34 protein-coding genes are annotated in these 25776 nt (G+C 69.5%); 11 read left to right on the top strand and 23 right to left on the bottom strand.

The window, feature by feature from the left end:
• Positions 1 to 2 precede the first annotated feature (2 nt).
• From rplE to gdhA, 15 genes are all read right to left on the bottom strand, one after another.
• Positions 3 to 560 (bottom strand): 50S ribosomal protein L5, encoded by a 558-nt coding sequence (gene rplE / locus ACFY7E_RS01975; protein ID WP_104860432.1) that lies wholly within the window; start codon positions 558 to 560, stop codon positions 3 to 5.
• Positions 557 to 868 carry a 50S ribosomal protein L24 gene (gene rplX / locus ACFY7E_RS01970; RefSeq protein WP_030208998.1) on the bottom strand — a complete coding sequence of 104 codons (312 nt, stop codon included), beginning with the start codon at positions 866 to 868 and terminating at the stop codon, positions 557 to 559. Before rplX ends, rplE begins: the two co-directional genes overlap by 4 nt.
• A gap of 2 nt (positions 869 to 870) precedes the next feature.
• Positions 871 to 1239 carry a 50S ribosomal protein L14 gene (gene rplN, locus ACFY7E_RS01965; RefSeq protein ID WP_003956455.1) on the bottom strand — a complete coding sequence of 123 codons (369 nt, stop codon included), beginning with the start codon at positions 1237 to 1239 and terminating at the stop codon, positions 871 to 873.
• A 99-nt stretch (positions 1240 to 1338) separates the two neighbouring features.
• The gene (gene rpsQ / locus ACFY7E_RS01960; RefSeq protein ID WP_030214021.1) at positions 1339 to 1623 is read right to left on the bottom strand and encodes a 30S ribosomal protein S17; all 285 of its coding nucleotides are present in this window, start codon (positions 1621 to 1623) and stop codon (positions 1339 to 1341) included.
• Positions 1623 to 1847, bottom strand: coding sequence for a 50S ribosomal protein L29 (gene rpmC / locus ACFY7E_RS01955; RefSeq protein ID WP_017239580.1), 225 nt, complete (start codon positions 1845 to 1847; stop codon positions 1623 to 1625). The genes rpsQ and rpmC overlap by 1 nt, the downstream gene beginning before the upstream one ends.
• Positions 1847 to 2266, bottom strand: coding sequence for a 50S ribosomal protein L16 (gene rplP, locus ACFY7E_RS01950; protein ID WP_015035580.1), 420 nt, complete (start codon positions 2264 to 2266; stop codon positions 1847 to 1849). The genes rpmC and rplP overlap by 1 nt, the downstream gene beginning before the upstream one ends.
• 5 nt (positions 2267 to 2271) lie before the next feature.
• Complete coding sequence (gene rpsC / locus ACFY7E_RS01945) at positions 2272 to 3123, bottom strand: 30S ribosomal protein S3 (protein WP_030214015.1); 852 nt, start codon at positions 3121 to 3123, stop codon at positions 2272 to 2274.
• Positions 3123 to 3470 carry a 50S ribosomal protein L22 gene (gene rplV, locus ACFY7E_RS01940; RefSeq protein ID WP_004571827.1) on the bottom strand — a complete coding sequence of 116 codons (348 nt, stop codon included), beginning with the start codon at positions 3468 to 3470 and terminating at the stop codon, positions 3123 to 3125. Before rplV ends, rpsC begins: the two co-directional genes overlap by 1 nt.
• A gap of 42 nt (positions 3471 to 3512) precedes the next feature.
• Positions 3513 to 3794, bottom strand: a complete 282-nt coding sequence (gene rpsS, locus ACFY7E_RS01935; RefSeq protein WP_015035577.1) for a 30S ribosomal protein S19 — start codon at positions 3792 to 3794, stop codon at positions 3513 to 3515.
• 12 nt (positions 3795 to 3806) lie between these two features.
• Positions 3807 to 4643, bottom strand: a complete 837-nt coding sequence (gene rplB / locus ACFY7E_RS01930; RefSeq protein ID WP_030208986.1) for a 50S ribosomal protein L2 — start codon at positions 4641 to 4643, stop codon at positions 3807 to 3809.
• Positions 4644 to 4682: 39 nt separating this feature from the next.
• Positions 4683 to 5006, bottom strand: a complete 324-nt coding sequence (rplW, locus tag ACFY7E_RS01925; RefSeq protein ID WP_053646169.1) for a 50S ribosomal protein L23 — start codon at positions 5004 to 5006, stop codon at positions 4683 to 4685.
• Positions 5006 to 5656, bottom strand: a complete 651-nt coding sequence (rplD, locus tag ACFY7E_RS01920) for a 50S ribosomal protein L4 (protein WP_389479669.1) — start codon at positions 5654 to 5656, stop codon at positions 5006 to 5008. Before rplD ends, rplW begins: the two co-directional genes overlap by 1 nt.
• A 7-nt stretch (positions 5657 to 5663) precedes the next feature.
• Positions 5664 to 6308, bottom strand: coding sequence for a 50S ribosomal protein L3 (gene rplC, locus ACFY7E_RS01915; protein WP_389479667.1), 645 nt, complete (start codon positions 6306 to 6308; stop codon positions 5664 to 5666).
• A 13-nt stretch (positions 6309 to 6321) separates the two neighbouring features.
• Positions 6322 to 6630: a 30S ribosomal protein S10 gene (rpsJ, locus tag ACFY7E_RS01910; protein WP_003948644.1), complete on the bottom strand. Its 309-nt coding sequence runs from the start codon at positions 6628 to 6630 to the stop codon at positions 6322 to 6324.
• 442 nt (positions 6631 to 7072) lie between these two features.
• Positions 7073 to 8440: an NADP-specific glutamate dehydrogenase gene (gene gdhA, locus ACFY7E_RS01905; RefSeq protein WP_389479665.1), complete on the bottom strand. Its 1368-nt coding sequence runs from the start codon at positions 8438 to 8440 to the stop codon at positions 7073 to 7075.
• Between the two features lie 397 nt (positions 8441 to 8837).
• On the opposite strand from gdhA, the gene ACFY7E_RS01900 reads away from it, so the two are divergent.
• Entirely contained in the window at positions 8838 to 10829 is a 1992-nt protein-coding gene (locus tag ACFY7E_RS01900; protein WP_389479662.1) for a PIG-L family deacetylase, read from the top strand.
• 103 nt (positions 10830 to 10932) lie between these two features.
• Here the strand turns inward: ACFY7E_RS01900 and tuf are convergent, their stop codons facing one another.
• The 6 genes from tuf to ACFY7E_RS01870 all read right to left on the bottom strand — a co-directional run bounded on the left by tuf (position 10933) and on the right by ACFY7E_RS01870 (position 17104).
• Complete coding sequence (gene tuf, locus ACFY7E_RS01895) at positions 10933 to 12126, bottom strand: elongation factor Tu (RefSeq protein ID WP_026058274.1); 1194 nt, start codon at positions 12124 to 12126, stop codon at positions 10933 to 10935.
• Between the two features lie 151 nt (positions 12127 to 12277).
• Positions 12278 to 14404 carry an elongation factor G gene (fusA, locus tag ACFY7E_RS01890; RefSeq protein ID WP_383440674.1) on the bottom strand — a complete coding sequence of 709 codons (2127 nt, stop codon included), beginning with the start codon at positions 14402 to 14404 and terminating at the stop codon, positions 12278 to 12280.
• Positions 14405 to 14443: 39 nt separating this feature from the next.
• Complete coding sequence (gene rpsG / locus ACFY7E_RS01885) at positions 14444 to 14914, bottom strand: 30S ribosomal protein S7 (RefSeq protein ID WP_015035567.1); 471 nt, start codon at positions 14912 to 14914, stop codon at positions 14444 to 14446.
• 2 nt (positions 14915 to 14916) lie between these two features.
• On the bottom strand, positions 14917 to 15288 hold the full coding sequence (gene rpsL, locus ACFY7E_RS01880; RefSeq protein ID WP_003948652.1) for a 30S ribosomal protein S12: 372 nt from the start codon (positions 15286 to 15288) through the stop codon (positions 14917 to 14919).
• Between the two features lie 298 nt (positions 15289 to 15586).
• Positions 15587 to 16360 carry a hypothetical protein gene (locus ACFY7E_RS01875; protein WP_389479658.1) on the bottom strand — a complete coding sequence of 258 codons (774 nt, stop codon included), beginning with the start codon at positions 16358 to 16360 and terminating at the stop codon, positions 15587 to 15589.
• A gap of 306 nt (positions 16361 to 16666) precedes the next feature.
• Entirely contained in the window at positions 16667 to 17104 is a 438-nt protein-coding gene (locus tag ACFY7E_RS01870) for a helix-turn-helix domain-containing protein (protein ID WP_389479656.1), read from the bottom strand.
• A gap of 209 nt (positions 17105 to 17313) precedes the next feature.
• On the opposite strand from ACFY7E_RS01870, the gene ACFY7E_RS01865 reads away from it, so the two are divergent.
• The 3 genes from ACFY7E_RS01865 to ACFY7E_RS01855 all read left to right on the top strand — a co-directional run bounded on the left by ACFY7E_RS01865 (position 17314) and on the right by ACFY7E_RS01855 (position 18940).
• Complete coding sequence (locus ACFY7E_RS01865) at positions 17314 to 17610, top strand: WhiB family transcriptional regulator (protein ID WP_389479654.1); 297 nt, start codon at positions 17314 to 17316, stop codon at positions 17608 to 17610.
• A gap of 284 nt (positions 17611 to 17894) precedes the next feature.
• Positions 17895 to 18737: a hypothetical protein gene (locus ACFY7E_RS01860; protein WP_389479652.1), complete on the top strand. Its 843-nt coding sequence runs from the start codon at positions 17895 to 17897 to the stop codon at positions 18735 to 18737.
• Positions 18734 to 18940: a hypothetical protein gene (locus ACFY7E_RS01855; protein WP_383440662.1), complete on the top strand. Its 207-nt coding sequence runs from the start codon at positions 18734 to 18736 to the stop codon at positions 18938 to 18940. The genes ACFY7E_RS01860 and ACFY7E_RS01855 overlap by 4 nt, the downstream gene beginning before the upstream one ends.
• Positions 18941 to 19066: 126 nt before the next feature.
• On the opposite strand, the gene ACFY7E_RS01850 is transcribed toward ACFY7E_RS01855, so the two are convergent.
• Complete coding sequence (locus ACFY7E_RS01850) at positions 19067 to 19390, bottom strand: hypothetical protein (RefSeq protein ID WP_389479650.1); 324 nt, start codon at positions 19388 to 19390, stop codon at positions 19067 to 19069.
• A 334-nt stretch (positions 19391 to 19724) separates the two neighbouring features.
• Here ACFY7E_RS01850 and ACFY7E_RS01845 point away from each other — a divergent pair, with 334 nt between their 5' ends.
• The 4 genes from ACFY7E_RS01845 (at position 19725) to ACFY7E_RS01830 (ending at position 21745) form a co-directional block, all read left to right on the top strand.
• Positions 19725 to 20129, top strand: a complete 405-nt coding sequence (locus ACFY7E_RS01845; RefSeq protein ID WP_383440659.1) for a hypothetical protein — start codon at positions 19725 to 19727, stop codon at positions 20127 to 20129.
• A 206-nt stretch (positions 20130 to 20335) separates the two neighbouring features.
• Positions 20336 to 20947 carry a phage tail protein gene (locus tag ACFY7E_RS01840; RefSeq protein ID WP_383440656.1) on the top strand — a complete coding sequence of 204 codons (612 nt, stop codon included), beginning with the start codon at positions 20336 to 20338 and terminating at the stop codon, positions 20945 to 20947.
• Positions 20948 to 21050: 103 nt separating this feature from the next.
• Positions 21051 to 21341 carry a hypothetical protein gene (locus ACFY7E_RS01835; protein ID WP_383445116.1) on the top strand — a complete coding sequence of 97 codons (291 nt, stop codon included), beginning with the start codon at positions 21051 to 21053 and terminating at the stop codon, positions 21339 to 21341.
• A gap of 65 nt (positions 21342 to 21406) precedes the next feature.
• Entirely contained in the window at positions 21407 to 21745 is a 339-nt protein-coding gene (locus ACFY7E_RS01830; RefSeq protein ID WP_389479646.1) for a hypothetical protein, read from the top strand.
• A 15-nt stretch (positions 21746 to 21760) separates the two neighbouring features.
• Here ACFY7E_RS01830 and ACFY7E_RS01825 read toward each other — a convergent pair whose 3' ends face one another.
• Positions 21761 to 22417: a hypothetical protein gene (locus ACFY7E_RS01825; RefSeq protein ID WP_389479644.1), complete on the bottom strand. Its 657-nt coding sequence runs from the start codon at positions 22415 to 22417 to the stop codon at positions 21761 to 21763.
• A 39-nt stretch (positions 22418 to 22456) separates the two neighbouring features.
• Between ACFY7E_RS01825 and ACFY7E_RS01820 the strand changes: the two genes are divergently transcribed.
• From ACFY7E_RS01820 to ACFY7E_RS01810, 3 genes are read left to right on the top strand one after another with little or no spacing between them, the layout of a single operon-like run.
• Entirely contained in the window at positions 22457 to 23212 is a 756-nt protein-coding gene (locus tag ACFY7E_RS01820) for a hypothetical protein (protein WP_389479641.1), read from the top strand.
• 24 nt (positions 23213 to 23236) lie between these two features.
• On the top strand, positions 23237 to 24436 hold the full coding sequence (locus ACFY7E_RS01815) for a phage tail protein (protein ID WP_389479638.1): 1200 nt from the start codon (positions 23237 to 23239) through the stop codon (positions 24434 to 24436).
• Positions 24433 to 25722 (top strand): tape-measure protein, encoded by a 1290-nt coding sequence (locus ACFY7E_RS01810; protein WP_389479636.1) that lies wholly within the window; start codon positions 24433 to 24435, stop codon positions 25720 to 25722. Before ACFY7E_RS01815 ends, ACFY7E_RS01810 begins: the two co-directional genes overlap by 4 nt.
• The last annotated feature ends 54 nt before the right edge of the window (positions 25723 to 25776 follow it).

The following is a 25776-nucleotide window of genomic DNA, read 5'->3' as shown; positions in this document are numbered from 1 at the left end:
GCTTACGCCTCCTTGAACGGGAAGCCGAGGTGACGCAGAAGGGCACGGCCCTCGTCGTCGTTGGTCGCCGTGGTCACCACGGTGATGTCCATACCCCGGACACGGTCGATCTTGTCCTGGTCGATCTCGTGGAACATGACCTGCTCCGTGAGACCGAAGGTGTAGTTGCCACGGCCGTCGAACTGCTTGGGGGACAGGCCGCGGAAGTCGCGGATGCGCGGGAGCGCGAGCGACAGGGTGCGGTCCAGGAACTCCCACATGCGGTCGCCACGGAGCGTGACGTGGGCGCCGATCGGCTGGCCCTCGCGGAGCTTGAACTGCGCGATGGACTTGCGGGCCTTCGTGACGGCCGGCTTCTGACCGGTGATCGTCGTGAGGTCGCGGATCGCGCCGTCGATCAGCTTCGAGTCACGGGCGGCGTCGCCGACACCCATGTTGACCACGATCTTCACGAGGCCGGGGATCTGCATGACGTTCTCGTAGGAGAACTCCTCACGCAGCTTGCCCGCGATCTCCTCGCGGTACTTCGTCTTGAGACGCGGAGTGGTGGTAGCCATCAGATGTCCTCACCCGTCCGCTTGGCAACGCGGATCTTGTTGCCCTCGTCGTCGAAGCGGTAACCGACACGCGTGACGACCTTCTTGCCGTCCTTCTCCACGACGAGCTGAACGTTGCTCACGTGGATCGGGGCCTCGGTCGTCACGATGCCGCCGGCCTGCGAGGGGCCGGCCTTGGTGTGCTTCTTGACCCGGTTGACACCCTCGACGAGGACACGGTTCTCGCGGGGGAAGGCCGTGACGACCTTGCCCTGCTTGCCCTTGTCCTTACCGGTGATGACCTGGACCAGGTCGCCCTTCTTGATCTTCATGCTTACAGCACCTCCGGCGCGAGCGAGATGATCTTCATGAACTTCTTCTCGCGCAGCTCACGGCCGACCGGGCCGAAGATACGGGTGCCACGAGGGTCGCCGTCGTTCTTGAGAATGACAGCGGCGTTCTCGTCGAAGCGGATGTACGAGCCGTCCTGGCGGCGGCGCTCCTTGACGGTGCGAACGATGACCGCCTTGACGACGTCACCCTTCTTCACGTTGCCACCGGGGATCGCGTCCTTGACGGTGGCGACGATGACGTCACCGATGCCCGCGTAGCGGCGACCCGAGCCACCGAGAACACGGATGCAAAGGATCTCCTTGGCACCAGTGTTGTCGGCGACACGCAGTCGCGACTCCTGCTGGATCACGTCTATCTCCTGATTGTCTGCCGGTTCCCGGCCGGGGCTTCACGAGGAAGCCCCGGCCGAGCCTGGCGGAACTGAACCTAAGGGAAACCCCCTAGGTGATTACTTGGCCTTCTCGAGGATCTCGATGACGCGCCAGTGCTTCGTCGACGACAGCTTCCGGGTCTCCATCAGGAGGACGCGGTCGCCGATGCCGGCAGCGTTCTGCTCGTCGTGAGCCTTGAGCTTGTTCGTACGGCGGATGACCTTGCCGTACAGCGCGTGCTTGACGCGGTCCTCGACGGCGACGACGACGGTCTTGTCCATCTTGTCGCTGACGACCAGGCCCTCGCGGACCTTGCGAGCGTTGCGCTCGGTCTTCTGCTCAGTCACGTTGCTCTCGCTCATCAGGCGTTCTCCACCGTCTCGATGCCCAGCTCACGCTCACGCATCAGGGTGTAGATCCGGGCGATGTCCTTACGGACGGACTTGAGCCGACCGTGGTTCTCGAGCTGACCGGTCGCCGCCTGGAAGCGGAGGTTGAACAGCTCTTCCTTGGCCTCGCGGAGCTTGTTGAGAAGCTCCTCGTTGCCCAGCTCGCGCAGCTCGGACGCCTTGGTACCGGCCGACATCACAGCTCACCTGCTTCGCGCTTCACGATCTTGCACTTCATCGGCAGCTTGTGGGCCGCACGGGTCAGGGCCTCGCGCGCGATCTTCTCGTTCGGGTAGGACAGTTCGAACATCACCCGACCCGGCTTGACGTTCGCGATCCACCACTCCGGAGAACCCTTACCGGAACCCATGCGGGTCTCGGCGGGCTTCTTCGTCAGCGGGCGGTCCGGGTAGATGTTGATCCAGACCTTGCCGCCACGCTTGATGTGGCGGGTCATCGCGATACGGGCCGCCTCGATCTGGCGGTTGGTCACGTACGCCGGCGTGAGGGCCTGGATGCCGTACTCGCCGAACGCGACCTGCGTACCACCCTTGCTCATGCCAGAGCGCTTGGGGTGGTGCTGCTTGCGGTGCTTGACCCTACGGGGGATCAGCATGTCGGTCAGGCCTCCGTTCCGGTGCTCTCAGCCGGAGCGGCAGCGGCGGCGGGAGCGTCGGCCTTGGGGGCCTCCGCAGCCGGCGCGGACTGCTGCTGCGGCTTGCGGCCGCGGCCGCCACGCTCGCCACCGCGGCCACCACGGCCGGCGGGACGGTCGCCAGCGCCACCCGCACCACGGGCCGGGCGGTTGCCCGCACGGGCCGCGGCGTTCTCGGCGCGGACCTCGGCGATGTTCTTGACGTCGCCCTTGTAGATCCAGACCTTCACGCCGATGCGGCCGAAGGTCGTCTTGGCCTCGAAGAAGCCGTAGTCGACGTTCGCGCGGAGCGTGTGCAGGGGCACGCGGCCCTCGCGGTAGAACTCCGAGCGGGACATCTCGGCGCCGCCGAGGCGACCGCCGCACTGGATCTTGATGCCCTTGGCGCCGGCCTTCATCGTGCCCTGCATGCTCTTGCGCATGGCACGACGGAAGGAGACGCGGGAGGAGAGCTGCTCGGCGACGGCCTGGGCGACCAGCTGGGCGTCCATCTCGGGGTTCTTGACCTCGAGGATGTTCAGCTGGACCTGCTTGCCCGTGAGCTTCTCGAGGTCGCCGCGGATGCGGTCGGCCTCGGCGCCGCGGCGGCCGATGACGATGCCGGGACGCGCGGTGTGGATGTCCACACGCACACGGTCACGGGTGCGCTCGATCTCCACCTTCGAGATGCCGGCGCGCTCCATGCCGGACGTCATCATCCTGCGGATGGCGACGTCTTCCTTGACGTAGTCCTTGTACAGCTTGTCGGCGTACCAGCGGGACTTGAAGTCCGTGGTGATGCCGAGCCGGAACCCATGCGGGTTAACCTTCTGGCCCATTACCGGGTTCCTTCCTTGCTGCTGACGACCACGGTGATGTGGCTGGTCCGCTTACGGATCCGGTAGGCACGGCCCTGAGCACGCGGACGGAACCGCTTCAGGGTCGGGCCCTCATCCACGTACGCCTCGCTGATGACCAGCGAAGAGGCGTCAGTGTGGTCGTAGTTGTGCGCGGCGTTGGCGATGGCGCTGTCCAGCACCTTGCCAACCGGCACGCTCGCGGCCTGCGGGGCGAAACGCAGGACCGCCTGAGCCTCCGTGGCGTCCATGCCACGGATAAGGTCCACCACGCGGCGGGCCTTCATGGGCGTGACGCGGATGTACCGCGCCTGGGCCCTGGCTTCCATGGTTGTCCTTCCAGTGTCTGTCATGGTCATTCCACCCCGCTACTAGCGGCGCTTCGACTTCCGGTCGTCCTTCACGTGACCCCGGAAGGTGCGCGTCGGCGAGAACTCGCCGAGCTTGTGGCCGACCATCGACTCGGTGACAAACACCGGAATGTGGGTCTTGCCGTTGTGCACCGCGATCGTGTGGCCGAGCATGGCCGGGATGATCATCGAGCGACGGGACCAGGTCTTGATGACGTTCTTGGTACCGGCTTCGTTCTGGGCGTCCACCTTCTTGACGAGGTGGCCGTCGACGAAGGGTCCCTTCTTGAGACTGCGCGGCATCTAAACCCGCTCCTAGCGCTTCTTGTTCGTCTTGCGGCGGCGGACGATGTACTTGTTCGAAGCCTTCTTCGGCGAACGAGTACGACCCTCCTTCTGACCCCACGGGGAGACCGGGTGGCGACCACCGGAGGTCTTGCCCTCACCACCACCGTGCGGGTGGTCGACCGGGTTCATCGCCACACCGCGGACGGTCGGGCGAACACCCAGCCAGCGCTTACGGCCGGCCTTGCCCCAGTTGATGTTCGACTGCTCGGCGTTGCCGACCTCGCCGATGGTGGCGCGGCAGCGGGCGTCGACCAGACGGATCTCGCCGGAGGGCATGCGGAGGTGGGCCATCGTGCCCTCCTTCGCCAGCAGCTGCACGGAGGCACCGGCCGAGCGCGCGAACTTGGCGCCGCCACCGGGACGGAGCTCGATCGCGTGGATCGTGGTACCGACCGGGATGTTGCGGAGCGCCAGGTTGTTGCCGGGCTTGATGTCCGCGCCGGGGCCGTTCTCGACGCGGTCACCCTGCGTCAGACCCTTGGGGGCGATGATGTAGCGCTTCTCGCCGTCCACGTAGTGGAGCAGCGCGATGCGCGCGGTGCGGTTGGGGTCGTACTCGATGTGAGCGACCTTGGCCGGCACGCCGTCCTTGTCGTGACGACGGAAGTCGATCACGCGGTAGGCGCGCTTGTGGCCACCGCCCTGGTGACGGACGGTCACACGACCGGTGTTGTTACGGCCGCCCTTGCTGTGCAGGGGGCGGACCAGCGACTTCTCCGGCGTGGACCGCGTGATCTCGACGAAGTCGGCTACGGAGGAGCCACGACGGCCCGGCGTAGTCGGCTTGTACTTGCGGATACCCATTTCTCAGTCCTCGTCCGATATCGGACGACTCGACCGCCGTCAGGCGGTCGGGCCGCCGAAGATGTCGATTCGGTTGCCCTCAGCAAGGGTCACGATGGCGCGCTTGGTGTCCTTGCGCTTGCCGAAACCGGCCTTGGTCCGCTTGCGCTTGCCCTGGCGGTTGATCGTGTTGACCCCGGTGACCTTGACCGAGAAGACCGCCTCGACGGCCTGCTTGATCTGGGTCTTGTTGGAGCCGGGCGCGACGATGAACGTGTACTTGTTCTCGTCGAGCAGGGCGTAGCTCTTCTCCGAGACGACCGGCTTGACGAGGATGTCACGCGGGTCCGAGAAGGTCTTGCTGGTGACGACGGCCTCGCTCATCAGGCGTCGCTCCCTTCGGTCTCAGCGGTCTGGGGGCCAGACACGAAGGACTCGAGGGCGGCCTTGGTGAAGACCACGTCGTCGGAGACGATCACGTCGTACGTGTTGAGCTGGCCCGGCTCCAGGATGTGCACCTGGGGCAGGTTACGAGCGGACAGCCACGCGGCCTCGTCGGAGCGCTCGACGACCAGGAGCAGGTTCTTGCGCTCCGAGATCTTGCCGAACAGCGTCTTGGCGGCCTTGGTGGAGATCTCACCCTCGACCACGCCGGTGACGACGTGGATGCGGGAGTGGTTCGCCCGGTCCGAGAGGGCACCGCGGAGGGCGGCGGCCTTCATCTTCTTCGGGGTCCGCTGGGAGTAGTCACGCGGCTGCGGGCCGTGGACGACGCCACCACCGGCGAACTGCGGGGCGCGGGTCGAACCCTGACGGGCGCGGCCGGTGCCCTTCTGGCGGTAGGGCTTCCTGCCACCACCACGGACTTCGCCACGGGTCTTGGTCTTGTGCGTGCCCTGACGGGCCGCGGCCAGCTGCGCGACGACGACCTGGTGGATCAGCGGAACGCTGACCTTCGCGCCGAAGATCTCCTCGGGGAGCTCGACGGTCCCGGCCTTGTCGCCTGCCGGCGAAAGGATGTCAATGGTGCTCATCGGTTCCTCAAACCCCCTTGGCCGCGGTGCGGACCAGGACGAGGCCACCGTTGGGGCCGGGGACGGCGCCCTTGATGAGCAGCAGACCCTTCTCGGCGTCAACGGCGTGGACGGTCAGGTTCTGGGTGGTCACACGCTCGTTGCCCATGCGACCGGCCATGCGCATGCCCTTGAAGACACGGCCCGGAGTGGCGCAGCCACCGATGGAACCGGGCTTGCGGTGCACGCGGTGGGCACCGTGCGAGGCCTTGCCACCACGGAAGTTGTGGCGCTTCATCGCACCGGCGAAGCCCTTGCCCTTGCTCTTGCCGGTGACGTCGACCTTCACGCCGGCCTCGAAGACCTCGGCGGTGATCTCCTGGCCGAGCGCGTACTCGGAGGCGTCAGCGGTGCGGAGCTCCACCAGGTGGCGGCGCGGGGTGACGTCGGCCTTGGCGAAGTGACCCTTGAGGGGCTTGTTCACCTTGCGCGGGTCGATCTCGCCGAAGGCGATCTGGACCGACTCGTAGCCGTCGCTGTCGTTCGTGCGGACCTGGGTCACGACATTCGGGCCGGCCTTGACGACGGTCACCGGGACGACCCGGTTGTTCTCGTCCCAGACCTGCGTCATGCCGAGCTTCTCGCCCAGGATGCCCTTGATGTTCTTAGCCATCTCGCGCGTCACCTCAGAGCTTGATCTCGATGTCGACGCCCGCCGGCAGGTCGAGACGCATGAGCGAGTCGACCGTCTTCGGCGTGGGGTCGAGGATGTCGATGAGGCGCTTGTGCGTGCGCATCTCGAAGTGCTCGCGCGAGTCCTTGTACTTGTGCGGCGACTTGATGACGCAGTACACGTTCTTCTCAGTGGGCAGCGGCACCGGGCCCGCGACCGACGCACCAGTGCGGGTCACCGTCTCGACGATCTTCTTCGCCGAGGAGTCGATGACCTCGTGGTCGTAGGCCTTGAGCCGGATGCGGATCTTCTGTCCCGCCATGGCTACTAGTAGTCCTTTGTCTCGTAACGCTCTGGTACTCGGGGGTTCTCACGACTCCGCCTCCGACCCACGCGGTCGGGTGTGTCGCGCTCCCTCTACGCAGAAGTCCCTGAGGACTTCCCAACCAAGGGGGCGCGGTCCCGAGAACCGCGAGCCGGGGGCAGAACACCCACCGAGCGCCTGGCCGGTACCCCGCTGACGCTTCCCAGAAGATTCCCGTACGTCCGCCCCTGACGAGGGGCGACGAGTACTGTGGGACTCGCTTCCGGTCCTCCCGACGGGAGGCGCGCAGCATCGGCACTCAACCGAGCAACCCCGACAGTCTGCCACACACGGCCGCCCGGCCGCCAATCGGGATCGAAGACTGTACCCCACGTCACGTGGATCCATGCGCCGGGGCGCACGCGCCGAAGCCGTGCGCCCCTTCCCGCGGTCGTACGGATCAGATGACGCCCTGCGCCAGCATCGCCTCGGCGACCCGTTCGAAGCCCGCGATGTTGGCCCCGGTGACGTAGTCGCCCGGCGCCCCGTACCGCTCGGCCGTCTCGTGGCAGGCGCTGTGGATCGAGGTCATGATCCCGGCGAGTTCCGCCTCCACCCTCTCCGCGCTCCAGGACGTGCGGGAGTGGTTCTGGGCCATCTCCAGGGCGCTGACGGCGACGCCGCCCGCGTTGGCGGCCTTGCCCGGACCGAAGGCGACGCCGGCCCGCTGGAAGAGGTGGACCGCCTCGGCCGTCGTGGGCATGTTGGCGCCCTCGGAGACGGCCTTCACGCCGTTGCGCACCAGGGTCGCCGCGTCGTTCTCGTCCAGCTCGTTCTGCGTCGCGGACGGCAGGGCGACGTCGGCGGGGACCTCCCAGACCCGGCCGCCGGGCACGAAGCGCGCGGAGGCGCCCCGGCGCTCGGCGTAGTCGGCGACCCGGCCGCGCTCGACCTCCTTGATCCGCTTGAGCAGGTCGAGGTCGATGCCCTTGTCGTCGTAGACGTAACCGCTGGAGTCGGAGCAGGTGAGCGGGTTGGCGCCGAGGGCGAGGAGCTTCTCGATCGTATACAGCGCCACGTTGCCGGAGCCGGAGACGACGGCCGTCTGCCCCTCCAGGTCCTCGCCGCGCTCGCGGAGCATCGCCGCCGTGAAGAGCACGCTGCCGTAGCCGGTGGCCTCCGGGCGGATCGCGGAGCCGCCCCAGCCGGTGCCCTTGCCGGTGAGGACGCCGGCCTCCCAGCGGTTGGTGATCCGCCGGTACTGGCCGAAGAGGTAGCCGATCTCCCGGCCGCCGACGCCGATGTCACCGGCCGGCACGTCGGTGTGCTCGCCGAGGTGCCGGTACAGCTCGGTCATGAACGACTGGCAGAACCGCATGACTTCGGCGTCGCTGCGCCCGTGCGGGTCGAAGTCGCTGCCGCCCTTGCCGCCGCCGATGCCGAGCCCGGTCAGGGCGTTCTTGAAGATCTGCTCGAAGCCGAGGAACTTGACGATCCCCAGGTTCACGGAGGGGTGGAAGCGCAGGCCGCCCTTGTACGGGCCCAGGGTGCTGTTGAACTCGACGCGGAAGCCGCGGTTGACGTGCGTCCGCCCCTGGTCGTCCTGCCACGGCACCCGGAAGACAATCTGCCGCTCGGGCTCGACCAGCCGCTCCAGGAGCCCCGGCTCGGCGAACTCGGGCCGGGCGGCGAGCACCGGGGCGAGGCTGTCGAGCACCTCGTGGACGGCCTGGTGGAACTCGGGCTGCGCCGGATTGCGGTGTTCGATCTCGGCGCGGAGGGCGTCGAGGGTGGAGCGGGCGGACTGCGGGTCGGGTCGGTTCGACACGTGGAACCCCCTTCTGGCACGGCTGGACGCCGGCGGAGAACCGGGTGGGAGCGCTCGGCGCCGTTGCCGCGCGCGGGAAGGTGAGGACGGCCGCTCCGGGACTCCGTCGTCCCCGCCGCCGCCGTGCCCACTGTTACATCCATGTGAATGCAAGCACCAGTAAGCGGATGCCGGGGTCCGCCATCCGAGACGCCCGCCGGCGCCGCCGCGCCCGTACGGACCCCTCGTACACGCCTCCGCACACGCCTCCGTGCGCCTCTTCGCAAAAGCCTTCGCAGACGCCTTCGCCGACGCTTTCGCACACGTCTTCGCGTGCGCACAACCTCTTCGTACGCGCGTACGTCTTCCAGGCGACCGTCTCCGTCGTCCGGGAGACCGCAGAGCGAAGGGCCCCGCAGTGCAGCACACCCGTCCCCGCCGCCGGGCGGTGCTCGCCACCGCCCTCGCCGTCACCGCGGCCGCCGCCGGGTGCTCCGTACCGGAGCCGCGCCGGAGCGCGCCGACCGCCGATCCGGCGCCGGGGAAGCCGATCGCCTCGGCACGGGCCCGCCGGGCGCTCCTCATGCAGTTCGCCGCGCACCCGGACGACGACCTGTACTTCATGAACCCGGACGCGCAGCGGCTGTTCGACGCGGGCGTCCCGCTCGTCTCGGTGTACGTGACGGCCGGCGAGCACACCGGCCGGAACCGGATCGCGGGCATGCCCGACGCTCCCCCGGACCGGGCCGCCTACTCCGCGGCCCGCCGCCAGGGCCTGCGCCAGTCGTACGCGGCGGCGCTCGGCCTGCCGATGTTCACGCCGTGGCGGCGGGGGACGCGGACGCTCGCCGGCGGCCGGCGGGCCGAGGTCGACGTCCTCGCGCACGGCGGGCGCCGGGTCGAGCTGGTCTTCCTCGACCTGCCGATGCACACCCCCCGCCGGTACACGGCCCTGCCCGCGCTCTGGGAGGACCGCGCCCTGGAGCTGCACACCCATCTGTCGGCCGGCTCCCCCGTGACCCGGACCGAGACCTACGACTACGACGGCCTCGTCGACGTCCTCGCCGGGCTGCTCGCCCACCACCGGCCCACGGTGGTGCACACCCTGGACCCCGACCCGGACGTGCAGCACAGCGACGAGGCCACCCGGCGGCGGGACTCCGAGCAGCCCGGCCACTCGGACCACGGGGACCACACGGCGGTCGCCTGCTTCACCTGGGCGGCGCTGTGCCGCCGGGTCGCGGACGCGGTGCGGGACGGCGAGCCGATACCGGCGTTCACCACGACGGCCTTCCGCGGCTACTACAACCGGCACTGGCCCAAGAACCTCCCGCCGGAGGTCCTGGCGGAGAAGGCCGCCCGGCTCGTCCCGTACGGCGGCGACCCCTCCTGGCAGTGCGGGAACCCCTCGGGCTGCGGCGACTACGGCGTCGGCGGCGACCGCCCGCTGACCAACCGCAAGGGCTGGGTCCGCTCCACCCACCACCGCTGGCCCGGCGCCCGCCCGGCCCTCGCCGAGGAGCCGGACGGCCTGCTCGCGGCGTACGGGGTCCTGGGCCTGCGCGCGGTCCGCCGGCGCGAGTCGGCGCCCGGCAGCGGCGTCTGGGGCGAGCCGGAGGACCTCGGCGGCGGCCCGCTCGCCCCGGCGCTCGGCTCCGCGGTCCTGCCCGACGGGCGGGTGCTGCTCCTCGGGGTGCGGTTCGCCGCGCTCGACGGGCACGGCGGCGCCAACCGGCGCGAGGTGGTGCTCCTCGAACAGCGTTCCCCAGGCGGCCCGTTCCTCGCCTGGCGGGGCCTGGGGAACCCGGAGCGCGGGGACGACCGGGGACGCCGGCTGGGCTCCCCGGTGGCGGTCGCGGCCCCCGACGGCCGGGTCCACCTCTTCGTACGGAACGCGGACAGGCGCGTCTCGACCCGGGTCCGGGCGGCGGACGGCTCCTGGGGCCCGTGGCGGACGCTCCCCGGGGAGGCCGAGGTCCAGGACGGCCTCGCCGTCTCGGTGGACGCGTCGGGCCGCGTCCACGTGTACGCGGCGGGCCGGGAGGCCGTACGGCACTGGGTGGACGGGCGGGAGCGGACGGAGCGGCTGCCGCTCTCCGGCTCCACGGTGGCGAGCGCGGACGGCGTGCTGTTCCACCGGCCCCCGGCGGACGCGCGGCTGCTCGGCCCGGCCGGCGACGCCGGTCTCGACGGGTACGGGGAGGTGGTCGCCGCGCGGTCGGCGGCGCTCGGCACGGTCCTGCTCGGCACGGACCCGCGCGGCCGGGCGGTGGTGCGGGCCGGCGGCCGGCCGCGCACCCGTACGACGGGTCCGGCGGCGGCGTCCCCGGCCGCGCTGCACCTGGGGGCGCGGGGCGCGACCGTGGTGGGGTTCGGCCCGGACGGGCGCCCGTGGAGCTGGAAGCCGTAGAGGAGCCGACGGGTCCGGGAACGCGAGGAGGCCCCGCACCCTCCGGTGCGGGGCCTCCCCCTACTGCTCGGCGACTCCTGCGAGTCACCAGGTCAGTTCAAGATCAGGCGGTGATCTTGACGACCTGGCCGGCGCCGACGGTCCGGCCACCCTCACGGATGGCGAACTTCAGGCCCTCCTCCATGGCGATGGGCTGGATCAGCTCAACGCTCATGGCGGTGTTGTCGCCCGGCATGACCATCTCGGTGCCCTCGGGGAGGGTCACGACGCCGGTCACGTCCGTGGTACGGAAGTAGAACTGCGGGCGGTAGTTGTTGAAGAACGGGGTGTGACGGCCACCCTCGTCCTTCGACAGGATGTAGGCCTGGGCCTCGAAGTTCGTGTGCGGCGTGACCGAACCCGGCTTGATGATGACCTGGCCGCGCTCGACGTCCTCACGCTTGATGCCACGGAGGAGCAGACCGACGTTCTCACCGGCCTGGCCCTCGTCGAGCAGCTTGCGGAACATCTCGATACCGGTGACCGTGGTGGTGGTCTTCTCGGTCTTGATGCCGATGATGTCGACGGTCTCGTTGACCTTGAGGATGCCGCGCTCGATACGACCGGTGACGACGGTGCCACGACCGGTGATCGTGAAGACGTCCTCGATCGGCATCAGGAACGGCTTGTCGACGTCACGCTCGGGCTGCGGGATGGACTCGTCCACCGCGTGCATGAGGCCGAGGAGCTTCTCGCCCCACTCCTTGTCGCCCTCGAGCGCCTTGAGCGCCGAGACGCGGACGACCGGCAGGTCGTCGCCCGGGAACTCGTACTCGGAGAGGAGCTCACGCACCTCGAGCTCGACGAGCTCCAGGATCTCCTCGTCGTCCACCATGTCGGCCTTGTTCAGGGCGACGACGATGTACGGAACGCCGACCTGGCGGGCCAGGAGCACGTGCTCCTTGGTCTGCGGCATCGGGCCGTCGGTGGCGGCGACCACGAGGATGGCGCCGTCCATCTGCGCCGCACCCGTGATCATGTTCTTGATGTAGTCGGCGTGACCGGGGCAGTCGACGTGCGCGTAGTGACGCGACTCCGTCTGGTACTCGACGTGCGCGATCGAGATCGTGATACCGCGCTGGCGCTCCTCGGGAGCCTTGTCGATCTGGTCGAAGGCCGAGGCCTCGTTCAGGTCCGGGTACGCGTCGTGCAGCACCTTGGTAATGGCGGCCGTGAGGGTCGTCTTACCGTGGTCGATGTGACCGATGGTGCCGATGTTGACGTGCGGCTTAGTCCGCTCGAACTTCGCCTTCGCCACTGGGGTCCTCCTGGAGTGGTTCTGAACGCCTTGCTTCATCGGCGCCAGGTGATCTTTGCTGGGATGCCAGTAAACCGGGGCCCGATTCCTCGGGTTTCGGGGGCCGGGCCCCGGTGACTGGTGTCAAGCCTAAAGCGTGGACTCGGAAGAGTTACTCGCCCTTGGCCTTCGCGATGATCTCCTCGGCGACGTTCCGCGGAACCTCGGCGTAGGAGTCGAACTGCATCGAGTAGCTTGCGCGACCCGAGGTCTTGCTGCGGAGGTCTCCGACGTAGCCGAACATCTCCGAAAGGGGCACGAGGCCCTTCACGACGCGAGCGCCGCTGCGCTCCTCCATGGCCTGGATCTGGCCACGGCGGGAGTTGATGTCGCCGATGACCTCACCCATGTAGTCCTCGGGCGTGGTGACCTCGACGGACATCATGGGCTCGAGGATGACCGGCGAAGCCTTCCGCGCGGCCTCCTTGAAGGCCTGCGAACCGGCGATCTTGAACGCGAGCTCGGAGGAGTCGACCTCGTGGTAGCCACCGTCGAGAAGGATGACGCGGACGCCGGTCATCTCGTAGCCGGCCAGGATGCCGAACTGCATGGCCTCCTGCGCACCCGCGTCGACCGAAGGGATGTACTCCTTCGGGATGCGGCCACCGGTGACCTTGTTCACGAACTCGTAGGAGGCGTCGCCACCCTCGATGGGCTCGATCGCGATCTGCACCTTGGCGAACTGACCGGTACCACCGGTCTGCTTCTTGTGGGTGTAGTCCACGCGCTCGACGGTCTTGCGGATCGTCTCGCGGTACGCGACCTGCGGCTTGCCGACGTTCGCCTCGACCTTGAACTCGCGACGCATGCGGTCGACGAGGATGTCGAGGTGGAGCTCGCCCATACCACCGATGATGGTCTGGCCGGTCTCCTCGTCCGAGTGGACCTGGAAGGAGGGGTCCTCCTCCGCGAGACGCTGGATGGCGACACCCAGCTTCTCCTGGTCACCCTTGGACTTGGGCTCGATGGCGACCTGGATGACCGGCGCCGGGAAGTCCATGGACTCCAGGATGACCGGGTTCTTCTCGTCGCACAGCGTCTCACCGGTGGTGGTCTGCTTGAGGCCCATGACGGCGACGATGTCGCCGGCGCCCACCGAGTCGATCTCCTCACGCTTGTTCGCGTGCATGCGGTAGATCTTGCCGATGCGCTCCTTCTTGCCCTTGACGGAGTTCAGCACCGCGGTGCCGGCCTCCAGGCGACCGGAGTAGATCCGGACGAAGGTGAGCTTGCCGAGGTGCGGGTCGCTCGCGATCTTGAACGCGAGGGCCGACAGCGGCTCCTCGTCGGACGGCTTGCGCCGGACGACGACCTCGGCGTCCTTGACGTCCTGGCCCTCGATGGCCTCGACGTCCAGGGGCGAGGGGAGGTAGCGGACGACCGCGTCGAGCAGGGGCTGGACGCCCTTGTTCTTGAACGCGGTGCCACAGAACACGGGGGTGACCGTGGTCTCGCCGCCCTTGCCGGAGGCGATGGTGATACGACGGACAGCCGCGTACAGCTGCTCCTCGGTGGGCTCGACGCCCTCGAGGAAGAGCTCCATGAGCTCCTCGTCGTTCTCCGCAACGGTCTCGACCAGCTTGGCGCGGTACTCGTCGGCCAGCTCGGTCAGCTCGGCCGGGATGTCGACGACGTCGTACATCTCGCCCTTGCTGGCCTCGGCGGACCAGACGAGAGCCTTCATGCGGACCAGGTCGACGACGCCCTGGAAGTCGGCCTCGGCACCGATCGGGAGCTGCATGACGATCGGGGTGGCGCCGAGGCGGCCCACGATCATGTCGACGCAGCGCAGGAAGTCGGCGCCGGTGCGGTCGAGCTTGTTGACGAAGCAGATGCGCGGAACGCCGTAGCGGTCCGCCTGACGCCAGACGGTCTCGGACTGGGGCTCGACACCGGCCACACCGTCGAACACGGTGACAGCACCGTCGAGCACGCGCAGCGAACGCTCCACCTCGACGGTGAAGTCGACGTGGCCCGGCGTGTCGATGATGTTGATCGTGTGATCGACATTCTCGAGCGGCCAGTGGCAGGTCGTCGCGGCGGACGTGATCGTGATGCCGCGCTCCTGCTCCTGCTCCATCCAGTCCATCGTGGCAGCGCCGTCGTGGACTTCACCGATCTTGTACGAGACACCGGTGTAGAACAGGATCCGCTCGGTGGTGGTCGTCTTGCCCGCGTCGATGTGAGCCATGATGCCGATGTTGCGCACCTTGGCAAGGTCAAGCGAAGTGGTAGCCATATCGGCTCAGTCTTCTCTCGGTCTCGATGTGGGTTGCGACTACCAGCGGTAGTGCGCGAAGGCCTTGTTGGACTCGGCCATCTTGTGCGTGTCCTCACGCTTCTTGACGGCAGCACCGAGGCCGTTCGAGGCGTCGAGGAGCTCGTTCATGAGGCGCTCGGTCATGGTCTTCTCGCGACGGGCGCGGGAGTAACCGACGAGCCAGCGGAGGGCGAGCGTGGACGCGCGGCCCGGCTTGACCTCGATCGGCACCTGGTAGGTGGCGCCACCGACACGGCGGGACTTGACCTCGAGGGCCGGCTTGACGTTCTCCAGCGCGCGCTTCAGCGTGATGACCGGGTCCTGGCCGGTCTTCTCGCGAAGACCCTCCATGGCGCCGTACACGATGCGCTCGGCGGTGGAACGCTTGCCGTCCAGCAGGATCTTGTTGATCAGCGAGGTGACAAGAGGAGAGCTGTAGACCGGGTCGATGATGACCGGGCGCTTCGGGGCGGGGCCCTTACGAGGCATTCTTACTTCTCCTTCTTGGCGCCGTAGCGGCTGCGAGCCTGCTTACGGTTCTTGACGCCCTGCGTGTCGAGGGAACCGCGGATGATCTTGTAGCGAACACCCGGCAGGTCCTTCACACGGCCACCGCGCACGAGCACGATGGAGTGCTCCTGCAGGTTGTGACCCTCACCCGGGATGTAGGCCGTGACCTCGATGCCGGAGGTCAGACGCACACGCGCGACCTTACGGAGCGCCGAGTTCGGCTTCTTCGGGGTGGTCGTGAACACACGCGTGCAGACGCCGCGACGCTGGGGCGAACCCTCGAGTGCGGGCGTCTTGTTCTTCTCGACCTTGTCCTGCCGGCCCTTGCGGACCAGCTGCTGGATCGTAGGCACTACTTCTCCGGTTTCTGTGTGCCGTCGGTACAACTAACCTGGAACATTCACCGACCCACGCGGTCGGGTGTGTCGGATCCTGCGGACCCCTGCCAGAAGCGAAGGGAACGACGCGGATCGCGGTGGCCGGTCCCGGACTCGTACAGCGGCTGTAGACACGCGCACGAGCCCTGGCACACCCCAGGCACAAGGTCTGAGCGTACCTATCGCACGGACTCCGGTCAAAACAAATGCCGCGCGGGGAAGGCCCGGCCGACCTCGCGCGACGCCGCCGCTCCCCGGTCCGGGCGCGGGCGCCTCAGACGGCGCCGTCGTCGGACGCGGAGGAGGACGCCGTGGAGGACCGCCCGGCGGCCGGACCGCGAGGGGGCCTGCGGGGTCCGGCGAGCTTCGGGATGCTCGGGATCGTGGGCACCTTGGACCTCCGGCTCTTGGGGACGAAGCCGGAGGGGGGCGGGGTGCGCGGGGGGCGGGCGGGGGGTTCGGACTGCTCCGGGGATTCGGGGGACTTGGAAGGTTTGGAGGGTTTGTTCGGTTTGGAGGGCTTGGAGGGTTCGGGGGGCTCCGGGGACTCGGACGGCTCTGGCGGCTCGGGCAGCTCCGGCGACTCCGGTGGCTCGTCGGGTACCGCCAGCACCTCTTCGGGGGCGTTCGCCGCCTGGTCCGCCGCCGTCGGGCGTTTCTGCGGGAAGGGGATGACGGCCGCCTGCCCGGACGCGTGCTCCACGAGACGCAGCGGGCGGGCGCGCGTCGGCCGCGCGTCCTTCGGAGCAGGCTCGAAGCGGGCGGCGGCGTCGCGCCAGCCGCTCGCGTAGGCGTCGAACTCACGGCGTTCGATCTCCTCGCGGAGCAGGACGGCGATCTCGTCGGGGGTGTGGTCCTCCAGCAGTCCGCCGAGCAGGGAGAGGAGGCCCGGAACGTCCCCCGAGAGCACCTCGGGACCGTCCTCGTCCCGCGGGCGCTCCTCGTGGGACGCGGGGCCCGGGTCGCCACCGGTGGCGTCGCCGGCGACGCCGTCGGCCACGTCGTCCCCGCCGTCGGAGGGCAGGGACCTCTCCTTGCCCTCCGTCATGCGTTTTCTCTCTCGCGTCCCATCGCTGCCGATCCCGCCCGTGCGACGGAGGCAGACTGCGGCAACCCGCGCGTCCCTCGCGGACCGCCGTGTGCGGCTCCAGGGGGGCGTACGACCGGCGCGGGCCTGTGTGGGGGGCAGACCGTGACAGTTTACTGGGAGGCGAGAAAGGGGCCCGGCCCGGTCGCCGGGACGCGGGGAGGGCGCCGGACACGGGGAGGGGCGCGCCCGGTCGGACGTCCGGGACGCGAGAGCGGTGCTCGGCCCGGACGCCCCCGTACGGAAGGCCGTCCGGACGGCGTGCGGTCAGTCCTTGGCGAGCGACTCGCGGCGGACCGGCAGCGTGTCCAGGAACTGGCCCGCGACCCTGATGAACATCTCCCGCTGCTCCGCCGGCACCCCGAGCCCGGCGGCGGCCTCCTCCAGGGTCAGCCGGCGCCCCCCGGCACCGGGCTGGGGCGCCCCCGAGGTCTGCGGCAGGGGCAGGTCGTCCTCGGTGAGCCGACCGGACTTGATGAGCATGTCCCGCACCGGCACGTCCAGGACGTGCGCGAGGCGGCGGGTCGTCTCCAGGTCCGGCATGCTCTGCCGTTGCAGCAGCCGGGTGATGGCGGCGCGGTGCACGCCCGCCTCGTCCGCGAGGCGGGACTTGCCCCCGCCCCGGGGGCTGTCGATGTCGAAGCCGCGGCGGCGGATCAATTCCTCGATCCAGGCGGCGAACTGTTCCAGGTCACTGGCGGTCACAACTGGTCGCCTCCCTCCGAAGCGATGCCCAGCTTAACGCGGTTGCGCGCACGGAATTACGTGCCCCTGCGCACGCACGGTGTGGATTTCGGAAACTCCTCCCGCCCAATAAGTTGCGAGCGAGCACGCACTATGTCATCGTGCGTGTTCGCAACTTGTGGTCCGGGCGTGCGAACGGTCCGGCCGCCGCCTCAGACAGGAGTGTCGTCATGCCGTCCGCACCAGTCCCGCCCCTGCCGGAGATCATGGAGTTCTTCGGCTGGCGCGCCGCCGCCGCGTGCTCCGGGCTACCCCCGCACGTGGTGTTCAGCAAGCGGAAGAAAGAGGCCCTGCCTGCATTGATGGCCTGCGAGCGGTGTCCGGTCGTACAGCGGTGCGAGGAGGCCGTGGCGCCGGCGGAGAGCTTCTTCGACGGGGTGAGCGCCGGGCGGCTCTGGCGCAACGGCCGACCGGTCGCGCGCGAGAAGGACCGGTCCGGCCCCCGGCGACCGTACGTCGCGGCCTGAGAGCACACCGTCACCCTTCTCGTTGCGCCCGCGCGCGTACTTCTTGACGCATATGCCCGGCGTGTGCGCGCCGAACGGTTCCGGGCGTATCCGTGACCGCGCCGGAGGCCAGTGCCGTTCCGCATCTGACGTAGGGGCTCCTCGTACGGAGCCGGTCCGGGCCGTACGGAGTTCCGCTTCGTACGCCCCGGCGCCCCACCGCCGACCCCGCCGCGTCCTCGCCACACCTCCCACACCTCGCACGTCTGCCCCGCCCGCCCCACCCGCCATGCCTGGAGGCCATCTTGTCCACGCCGGCCACGCCCTCGTCCTCGTCCTCACACGCATCCGCATCCTCGTCCGCGTCCGTCCCCGCCACGTCCGGGCCGGTCGTCTCCCCCGAGAAGGCCGTCCGGGACGCGGCCCTCTGGATCGAAGCCCTCCTCAAGCAGTTCCCCGAGCTGCTGACCGAGCTCGCGCCGGGCCGTCCGTCCGCGTCCGCCGCGGGCGAGCGGCGCGCGCCCTCCCCCGGTGACGCCGAGCGCATCCGCGAGGAGCGCCGGGACTCGCTGCTCGCCCAGCAGCGGCACGGCACTCCCGTCCCCGGCTACTCGGCCGCCCCGCTGCGGCTCCACGTCTCCGACGCCGTCCGCGACATCACCGACGGCGTCGTCGAGCTGGACGAGGCCGTCCACGACAAGCTGGGGCTCGGCCGTCCGCGCCACGCGCGCGTGCCCCAGCGGCTGGTACGGATCGCGGGGCTCCTCCCCCGGGTCGCCGCCCACCCGGAGCTCGCCGCGCACGTACGGGACGAGGCCCGGCGCATGGCCCGGCGCAGCGCCCGCGTCCTGGGCGACTCCGAGACGATGGTGCGGGTGAACGGCCGCTGCCCCTGGTGCGATTCGGTCTCCCTGCGCGCCTTCCCGGCCCGCCGGGCGGTGCTGTGCGTGAACCCGGCCTGCCGCTGCGCCGGCGGGGAGTGCGACTGCCGCACGGACCCGGCCTACCGGCACGTGTGGCACGAGGGCGACTGGGAGGCCCTGGCGGACGCCGCCGGGACGGACCGCGCCGAGATCGGCGTGTCGATGGACGAGTCCGCCGACGACCGCACCGCGTCCGCCCGTTCGACCGAAGGAGCACGCCGATGACCATCGCCGCCGACACCCTGATCAACGGCGCCCTCGCGGCCTCGGAGGCCGGCGTGGTGCCCGCCACGATCCGCAAGTGGGTCCAGCTCGGCCACCTGGTGCCGGCCGGCCGGCGGGGCCGGGCCCAACTGTTCCGGCTGGAGGACGTGTTCGCCGCGGAGCGCGCCACCCGCCGCAGGCCGGCGGCGGGTTCGGCGGTCTGAGGACGGCGGGACGCGGAACACGGGACGACCGGGCGCCGGAACGAGGCTGCCGGACACCGGAGAACGAGGAAGAGGCGGTCGCCCCGAGGGGCGGCCGCCTCTTCCGCACGGGGTGTGGCTCCGACGTCATGGCCCTCCGTCCTCCTCCGGTCGCATGGGCGTCACGTGCGCGCAGGCCCGTTCGGAACGGGGCTGCCCGACCTGGGCGACCGCCTCCCGCCAGCCGCTGGAGAAGCCGCTGATCTCCGCCTCGACCGCGATCCGCGCGCCGACCTTGGCGACCACGGCGGAGAGGGTCCGGGCCATGTCCCCGGTGTACGTACCGTCCTCCCCCGCCTCCGCCGCGACCTCGACCGCGGCCGCGACCACTTCGGTCAACCGTTCACGAGCGTCGTCGGCACCCCCGACCACACGCACCCGCCGTTCCCAGTCCGCACAACGCGCTGCCATCGACTCACCGCACCTATCGAATGTGTGTTCGAATCATCGAGAGTAACGCGCCGTGGCCATGTGTCACCACTCCCTATGCGCATGTCGCGATCGGTCTCGCACGAACTAGTTGCGCGCTCGCGCGATCTCGTTCACAATAGGTGCAGCGGCGGAGCTGTGCCCGCATCCCTCCCGGGACCGGCTCCCCGCCTCCGTGTCCGGGCGGCTCCCGCAAGGCCCCGCGTGCTCGGACCGCGGGCTCCCCGGCCCGATCCGGCCTGCTCCGGCACGTCGAGCGCACCGCGGGCGCCGCCCGGACCCGTCAGCCCCGTACGAACAGGAGTGATGCCCCGTCATGAGCTCAGCCCCGAGCACCTTCCCCGACGTGGAGGCCATCGTCGTGGACCTCCTCTCCGACCGGCCGGAGCTGGCGGGCGCGGTCGTCGACGAGACGCCGCCGGCCGGTTTCGACGGCACCCAGCGGGCCGTGATCGTCTCCCGCCGCGGCGGCGCCTGGATCGACGACCTGCACGTCGACCGGCCGATGATCGAGCTGGAGGTCTACGGCCCCGACAAGACGGCCGCGCACGTGCTCGCCAACGCGGCCCGCGCGGTGCTGCTCCAGAGCGCCGGCACCGCCTTCGGCACGTCGGTCATCACCGACGTCGCGGAGGCGGACGGTCCGCGCTGGCTGCCGGACTACGTCTACACGGCCGCGAACCGCTACCTCTGCGTGATCCAGCTCTCCGTCCGGACCTGACCGGACACGGACCCGAGCCGGCGCCCGGACCCGATCCGGCGCCCGGCGAACGGACGCGTGCGGACCCGCGCCGTCACGCGGCACACCGTACGGGCCGGCCCTCCGCCCCGTACCCCACAGACCGGGCCCCGTCGATCCCGACGGGGCCCTCGCCGTACCCGCGGCAACCCACCAGCGCACCACCATTCCTCCTGAAGGAGCACCACATGGCAGGCAACTCCGCTTCCGAGATCCGCGTCGCAGGCACCGGACGCGTCCTGGTCGCCCCCCTCGGCGCCCCCCTCCCGACCGCCTTCTCCGCCAACCCCTCCACCGACTGGGGCACCGGCTGGGTGGACCTCGGGTACACGTCGACCGACGGGGTGACCTTCTCCAAGAAGGACAAGCTCGACCCGGTCGAGACGTGGCAGTCGATCAGCCCGGCCCGGTTCGTCTACTCGGACCGCGACCTGACGCTGAAGTTCTCGATGCTGCAGTTCAACGAGGACACGCTGCCCTTCTTCATGGGCGGCAGCAAGACCGACATCACCTCCGGCGGGACCAACAACCCGGGCGTCTTCACCTTCGACGTCCCGGACGGCCCGACCTTCGACGAGCGCGCGCTCGGCCTGGAGTTCACCGACGGCAAGGAGGTGACGTACCGCTTCGTCATCCCGCGCGGCCAGGTCACCGCCACCGACGACATCAAGCTCGCCCGCAAGGCGGCCGCGTCGCTCGGTGTCACCTTCACCGCGCTGTCCTCCGGCGACGGCGAGCCGCTGGCCACCTTCGTCATGAAGGACCCGGCGTACGCGACGGCCGCCGGCGCCGGCGCCTGATCACCGCCCGTGCCGGGGCGGGGGCCCACCGCCCCCGCCCCGGCGCACCGCTCTCCCCCCGCACCACCCTTCCCACCCGCGTCCCGGAGATACGGAGACACCCATGGCATCGTTCAACGTCAACGCCGCTCGCGCCCAGCGCCTGGAGGCCCTCGGCCGGACCTGGTCGTTCGAGCTGGACGACGACACCTTCGAGCTTCCGACCGAACTCACCCGCGGCGCGGCCGGCGGGCTGAAGGACCTCGACGACAACGACGTCGACGGGCTGCTCCTGCTGCTGATGGGCGAGGAGCAGTTCGCGCGCTTCGAGAAGCACGAGGTCACCATGCAGGACATCGCCGCCGTCCTGGAGGCCTACGGCAAGGAGACCGGGCTCGGCCTGGGGGAAGACTGAGCCTCGACGAGTTCGTCACCGAACACGCCGAGGCCCTCGAAGCCGACCTGCTCCGGCACTACGGGGTGGACCTGCTGGACTGGCACCGCGGCCGGCTCTCCTCCCGCCGGCTCGCGATCCTCGTGAAGCACATGCCCCGGGACAGCGCCGTCTGCCGGGAGCGGGACGGCGAGGCGGCGGAGTGGTCGGTCACCGACTACCTCCTGGCCGCCCTGGTCGACCACATGGCGGCGGCGAACTGGATGTTCGCCTCCGTCCACTCGGACGAGGACTCCGACCCGCCGGAGCAGCCGGTTCCGGTGCCCAGGCCGGGTGACCACGAGCGCGAGGAGGAGGCGGAGCGGTCCGCGCCGGAGGCGGCGGGCATCCCGGACCCGGCGGAGCTGGGGCGCTTCTTCTCTTGAGCGGACAGGCCGTCCTCACACGGGGGAGGCCGACCACCGCGAAAAGCGCCGGAGCAGAGACCTGTGGCTCCAGCCCCCGCCCGTGTTCACCGACACGTTCGGAAGGACACGGCCGCGGTCGAGACCGTCCTTGGTCCAGAAGGGGACGTCGATCGCGTGCGACCAACCGAAGAGGTGCCAGAACGCCAGTCGCTCCACGCCGGTGTCCCGGATCGTTCGCAGGATCTCCTCCTGGTCGATGGCACTGTCCAGCCTGAAGATCACGAGGGCCGGCGCGGAACCTTCCCGAAGCGTGGGGACCACTTGGCGCAGTGCCGTACGGGGGCGGCTGAACGAGGAGACGCCGACCTCCAGCGCCTGCTCCAGACGACTGGCCGGACGCCGGTCCTCGAGCGGGCCGAGCCCGGCGTTCGGAGCCACGGCCCAGTCCGCGGCCCACTCGTCGAACGAGACCGGGTCCACCCGGGTCCGTACGGCGGCGCCCCCCTCCTCGTACCGGTCGGACGCCGGGTCCCCGTACAGGAAGACGTCCGCGCCGGAGGCGGGGGACAGGTCGTCCGCGACCCGTAGAGCACGACGGGCGTACCACCCGATCGAGCACTTCCCGGTCTCGGAGTAACTCGGCCTCGAAGTCGGGAGTACAAGAAAAACCCGCGCACCGTCAGAAGTCACGCGCGGAGCATACCCGAGTGATCTCACAGGAGGTTCCGGATGCCGGACAGAAGCCTGCCGGAAGTCGATCAGGCCCTCAAGAAGATTGAAGATGCCTTCGACAAACAGCAGGAGGAGGCGAAAAAGACCTACAAGGATTTCCGGGAGTCACTCAGCTTCTACTCCCGAAGTGTCAACACCATCAGCAGCACCCAGAACGACATCAGCAAGACGGTCAACAAGATCAGCATCACGCACAACGATGTGAGCAAGACCGTCAACAAGACGAGCATAACCGTCAACGACATGAGTAAAACGGTCAGCGACATGAGCCTCACGCTGTCCGGGCTCAGCGGCACGGTTTCCGGGGCGTCCGGCACGCTCTCCGGGCTCAGCGCCACCGTCGCGGCCCTGACGGTCACCGTGGGCGCGAGCATCGGTCTGCTCAAGTTCGACGAAAAGGGCCTCACCATTCTCGGCGCCACCCGTGAATGGAAATTCACAAAAGACCGGATAGACAGGCTTCAACAGAAGATAGAGAACAGCGACCAGAAAGCGGAGCGAGTGGCCAAAGCGGTCGCCAAGGTTGAATTGGAAGCTCTCAAGTCGGACGTCGGCAAGATCAAGGAGGCTCTCAAGTCCATGTCGCAGGCCGCGAGTCACCAGGGAAGGGCGGAGGCTCGCCGTTTCAGCGGCGGCACCAACACGCGCGGCCTCGACACCACGCACGGAGGGGGTCCGACAAACCGAGGCATCGCCTCCGACGTCCGCGTGCTGCGTGCCGCCGTCAACGAACTCTCCGCCGCCTTCGCCTAACCGCGCCTACCCCAAGGAGTCGCCATGTCGCTCGCCTCAGCGGCAACACGGGCCTCGGGCTCACTGAAACAGTTCAAGACCCAGGCGGACGCCTCGGCCCGGGCGGCCCAGAGCATCGGTCAGGGGGCCCGTACCGGGCAGAGCGGGCTCACCGGGCTGCGGTCCGCCGCCCAGGGTTCCGCCCGTGAACTCAACAACCTCAAGTCCGCCGCCGACAAGGCCGACAAGTCCCTCGCGAAGGCCGGCAGGACCGGTACGACCAGCGGCGGTCAGATCGGCAACTTCAAGAAGGGCGCCGACAACGCGTCCAAGGGAATGAACGGCCTCAACAAGTCCATGAAGGGCAACTTCATCGCCCGGCTCATGGAGCTGTTCATGCCGCTCATCGAGAAGGTGGTCGAGATGGCCACCCGCTCGAAGACCATGCAGAAGGTCCTCCAGGTCGCCTTCGACGCGATCAAGAAGGTCATCAGCGTGGTCATGAAGGCCATCGGGCCGATCATGAAGGCGGCCGGCAAGCTGATCAAGACGGTCTGGGACGGCATCAAGAGCGCCGTCACGGTCGTCGTGAACGCCGTCTCCAAGGTCGTCTCGTCCACCTTCAACGCCATCAAGAAGGTCATCACCACGGTGATGAACGGCGTGAAGTCGGTGATCTCCGGTGTCTGGAACGGCATCAAGAAGATCATCATGCCGATCGTCAACTGGATCAAGGACGTCGTCCCGAGGGCGTTCAGCGCCGTCAAGGACAAGCTCTCCAGCATCTGGGGCGGCCTGAAGGACATCGCCGGCCGGGCGTTCGACAAGATCAAGGGCGCCGTGAAGGGCCCGATCAACGCCGTCATCGGCCTGATCAACGGCGCGATCGGCAAGCTCAACGGCATCAAGGTCTCGATCCCCGGCTGGGTCCCCTTCGTCGGCGGCAAGACCTTCGGCGTCAGCATCCCGAAGATCCCGCAGCTCGCCCAGGGCGGTGTCGTCCAGCCGCGGCGCGGCGGCGTCCACGCCATCGTCGCCGAGGCCGGCGAGGCCGAGGCCGTCCTGCCGCTGTCCAAGCTCGACCGGCTGCTGCGCCACACCGCACGCGCGGCCAGGGCGCGGTCGATCAACTCCGGCGCGGGCGCCACGCACGGCTTCCAGATCGAGAACTACTACGAGGCGTCCTCCAACGACCTGCGCGAGACCGCCTCCGCCCTGCTGTTCCTGTCGAAGGCCCGCGGATGAGCACCGCGCTCGCCCTGCCGGGGAACACCCTCCAGGCCGAACTGCGGAACCTCACCGGCGCGCTCACCTCCTTCCGCGGCGGGCTCGCGCCGGTCATCCAGGCGGCACGCGCCCTGCGCGGCGCCCCGGCCCGGGTCGCCGGCGCCCTCGACGGCGTCCGCTCCGGCGCCTCCTCCGCCACCACCCAGGTGCAGCAGCTCCGCGGCCGGGCCGACGGCGCGGGCAAGTCCCTCGCCAGAGCGGGACGCACGGCCGAGACCGCCGCGAACGGCATCAGGAGCGGCGGCTCGAAGGCCAGGGGCGTGGCGGGAGGACTCGTCACCCTCGTGGCGGGCGCCGCCGGGTTCGACAGCATCGCCGGCCTCCTCGGCCAGTTCATCGGCCCCATGTCCCAGGTCATGACCGTCCTCGGCATCGGCCTCGCCGCCGCGGCGGCCGCCATGACCGCCGCCAACGTCGCCATGCGGGCCAACCCGCTCGGCTTCCTGGCCGGGATCGTCGTGCCGGTCGTGGCCGCGATCGTCGAGTACGCCATGAACACCGAAACCGGCCAGAAGATCATGAAGCAGGTCTTCGACCACGTCCTGAAGGTCTTCCAGGAGATCCTGAAGTTCCTCGGTCCCGTCGTCGCCTTCTACGGCACGGTCATCGGCTCCTCCTTCAAGGCCGCGGGCGTCGTCATGACGACCGTCGTCGAGGTCGTGGGCGCCGCCGTCTCCGGGGACTTCGGCAAGGCCAAGGGGTCGATCACCCGGGCCACCGAGGCGCTCAGCGACCTCGTGCGGCGGCCCTGGAACGCGTTCAGGACCGTCATCCAGCCCGTCCTGGACTGGATCACCGGCAAGATCCCCGGCATGTTCACCCGGGTGAAGGACGCCACCGCCGGCACCCTCGGCGGCATGGGCGACTTCGTCTCCACCGGCCTGCAGATGCTCGCCGGCGTCATCACCGGCCCCGTCAAGGGCCTGATCGCCTTCGCCAACTGGGTCATCGACGGACTCAACAGCCTCAGCGGCGAGTTCCTCGGCAAGAAGTTCGGCGTCAAGCTCGACAAGATCCCGCAGCTCGCCGAGGGCGGTGTCGTCGACCCCTCGCGGGACGGCGCGTCCGCCGTGCGGCCCCTGTCCTCCCTCGACCGGCTCCGGCCGGCCGAGACCGGTCACCGGACCGGCGGCACACCCGGCCCGGCGGTCCGCGCCCACCTGCGCGACTACCACGAGCCGGAGGGGCGCAGCCCCCTCGCGATCGCCGAGGACCTGATGTTCCTGCACCGGACCGCGGCCTGAACCCGGCCCGGCCCGGAACACCACCGCACACCACCGCTCCCGCACCGGGCCACG

Origin of the sequence: Streptomyces sp. NPDC012825 (genome assembly GCF_042900925.1) — a bacterium.
Taxonomy (GTDB): domain Bacteria; phylum Actinomycetota; class Actinomycetes; order Streptomycetales; family Streptomycetaceae; genus Streptomyces.
Note: the sequence above shows the minus strand (reverse complement) of the source record. Positions and strands in the feature narration are given on the sequence as shown.

What these genes read in the sequence shown, in the direction of transcription:
- rplX (WP_030208998.1), bottom strand. Translation starts at nt 868, where the DNA reads ATGAAGATCAAGAAGGGCGACCTGGTCCAGGTCATCACCGGTAAGGAC.
- rpsQ (WP_030214021.1), bottom strand. Translation starts at nt 1,623, where the DNA reads ATGAGCGAGAGCAACGTGACTGAGCAGAAGACCGAGCGCAACGCTCGC.
- rpmC (WP_017239580.1), bottom strand. Translation starts at nt 1,847, where the DNA reads ATGTCGGCCGGTACCAAGGCGTCCGAGCTGCGCGAGCTGGGCAACGAG.
- rplP (WP_015035580.1), bottom strand. Translation starts at nt 2,266, where the DNA reads ATGCTGATCCCCCGTAGGGTCAAGCACCGCAAGCAGCACCACCCCAAG.
- rpsC (WP_030214015.1), bottom strand. Translation starts at nt 3,123, where the DNA reads ATGGGCCAGAAGGTTAACCCGCATGGGTTCCGGCTCGGCATCACCACG.
- rplV (WP_004571827.1), bottom strand. Translation starts at nt 3,470, where the DNA reads ATGGAAGCCAGGGCCCAGGCGCGGTACATCCGCGTCACGCCCATGAAG.
- rpsS (WP_015035577.1), bottom strand. Translation starts at nt 3,794, where the DNA reads ATGCCGCGCAGTCTCAAGAAGGGACCCTTCGTCGACGGCCACCTCGTC.
- rplB (WP_030208986.1), bottom strand. Translation starts at nt 4,643, where the DNA reads ATGGGTATCCGCAAGTACAAGCCGACTACGCCGGGCCGTCGTGGCTCC.
- rplW (WP_053646169.1), bottom strand. Translation starts at nt 5,006, where the DNA reads ATGAGCGAGGCCGTCGTCACCAGCAAGACCTTCTCGGACCCGCGTGAC.
- rplD (WP_389479669.1), bottom strand. Translation starts at nt 5,656, where the DNA reads ATGAGCACCATTGACATCCTTTCGCCGGCAGGCGACAAGGCCGGGACC.
- rplC (WP_389479667.1), bottom strand. Translation starts at nt 6,308, where the DNA reads ATGGCTAAGAACATCAAGGGCATCCTGGGCGAGAAGCTCGGCATGACG.
- rpsJ (WP_003948644.1), bottom strand. Translation starts at nt 6,630, where the DNA reads ATGGCGGGACAGAAGATCCGCATCCGGCTCAAGGCCTACGACCACGAG.
- fusA (WP_383440674.1), bottom strand. Translation starts at nt 14,404, where the DNA reads ATGGCTACCACTTCGCTTGACCTTGCCAAGGTGCGCAACATCGGCATC.
- rpsG (WP_015035567.1), bottom strand. Translation starts at nt 14,914, where the DNA reads ATGCCTCGTAAGGGCCCCGCCCCGAAGCGCCCGGTCATCATCGACCCG.
- ACFY7E_RS01875 (WP_389479658.1), bottom strand. Translation starts at nt 16,360, where the DNA reads ATGACGGAGGGCAAGGAGAGGTCCCTGCCCTCCGACGGCGGGGACGAC.
- ACFY7E_RS01865 (WP_389479654.1), top strand. Translation starts at nt 17,314, where the DNA reads ATGCCGTCCGCACCAGTCCCGCCCCTGCCGGAGATCATGGAGTTCTTC.
- ACFY7E_RS01855 (WP_383440662.1), top strand. Translation starts at nt 18,734, where the DNA reads ATGACCATCGCCGCCGACACCCTGATCAACGGCGCCCTCGCGGCCTCG.
- ACFY7E_RS01850 (WP_389479650.1), bottom strand. Translation starts at nt 19,390, where the DNA reads ATGGCAGCGCGTTGTGCGGACTGGGAACGGCGGGTGCGTGTGGTCGGG.
- ACFY7E_RS01845 (WP_383440659.1), top strand. Translation starts at nt 19,725, where the DNA reads ATGAGCTCAGCCCCGAGCACCTTCCCCGACGTGGAGGCCATCGTCGTG.
- ACFY7E_RS01840 (WP_383440656.1), top strand. Translation starts at nt 20,336, where the DNA reads ATGGCAGGCAACTCCGCTTCCGAGATCCGCGTCGCAGGCACCGGACGC.
- ACFY7E_RS01835 (WP_383445116.1), top strand. Translation starts at nt 21,051, where the DNA reads ATGGCATCGTTCAACGTCAACGCCGCTCGCGCCCAGCGCCTGGAGGCC.
- ACFY7E_RS01820 (WP_389479641.1), top strand. Translation starts at nt 22,457, where the DNA reads ATGCCGGACAGAAGCCTGCCGGAAGTCGATCAGGCCCTCAAGAAGATT.
- ACFY7E_RS01815 (WP_389479638.1), top strand. Translation starts at nt 23,237, where the DNA reads ATGTCGCTCGCCTCAGCGGCAACACGGGCCTCGGGCTCACTGAAACAG.
- ACFY7E_RS01810 (WP_389479636.1), top strand. Translation starts at nt 24,433, where the DNA reads ATGAGCACCGCGCTCGCCCTGCCGGGGAACACCCTCCAGGCCGAACTG.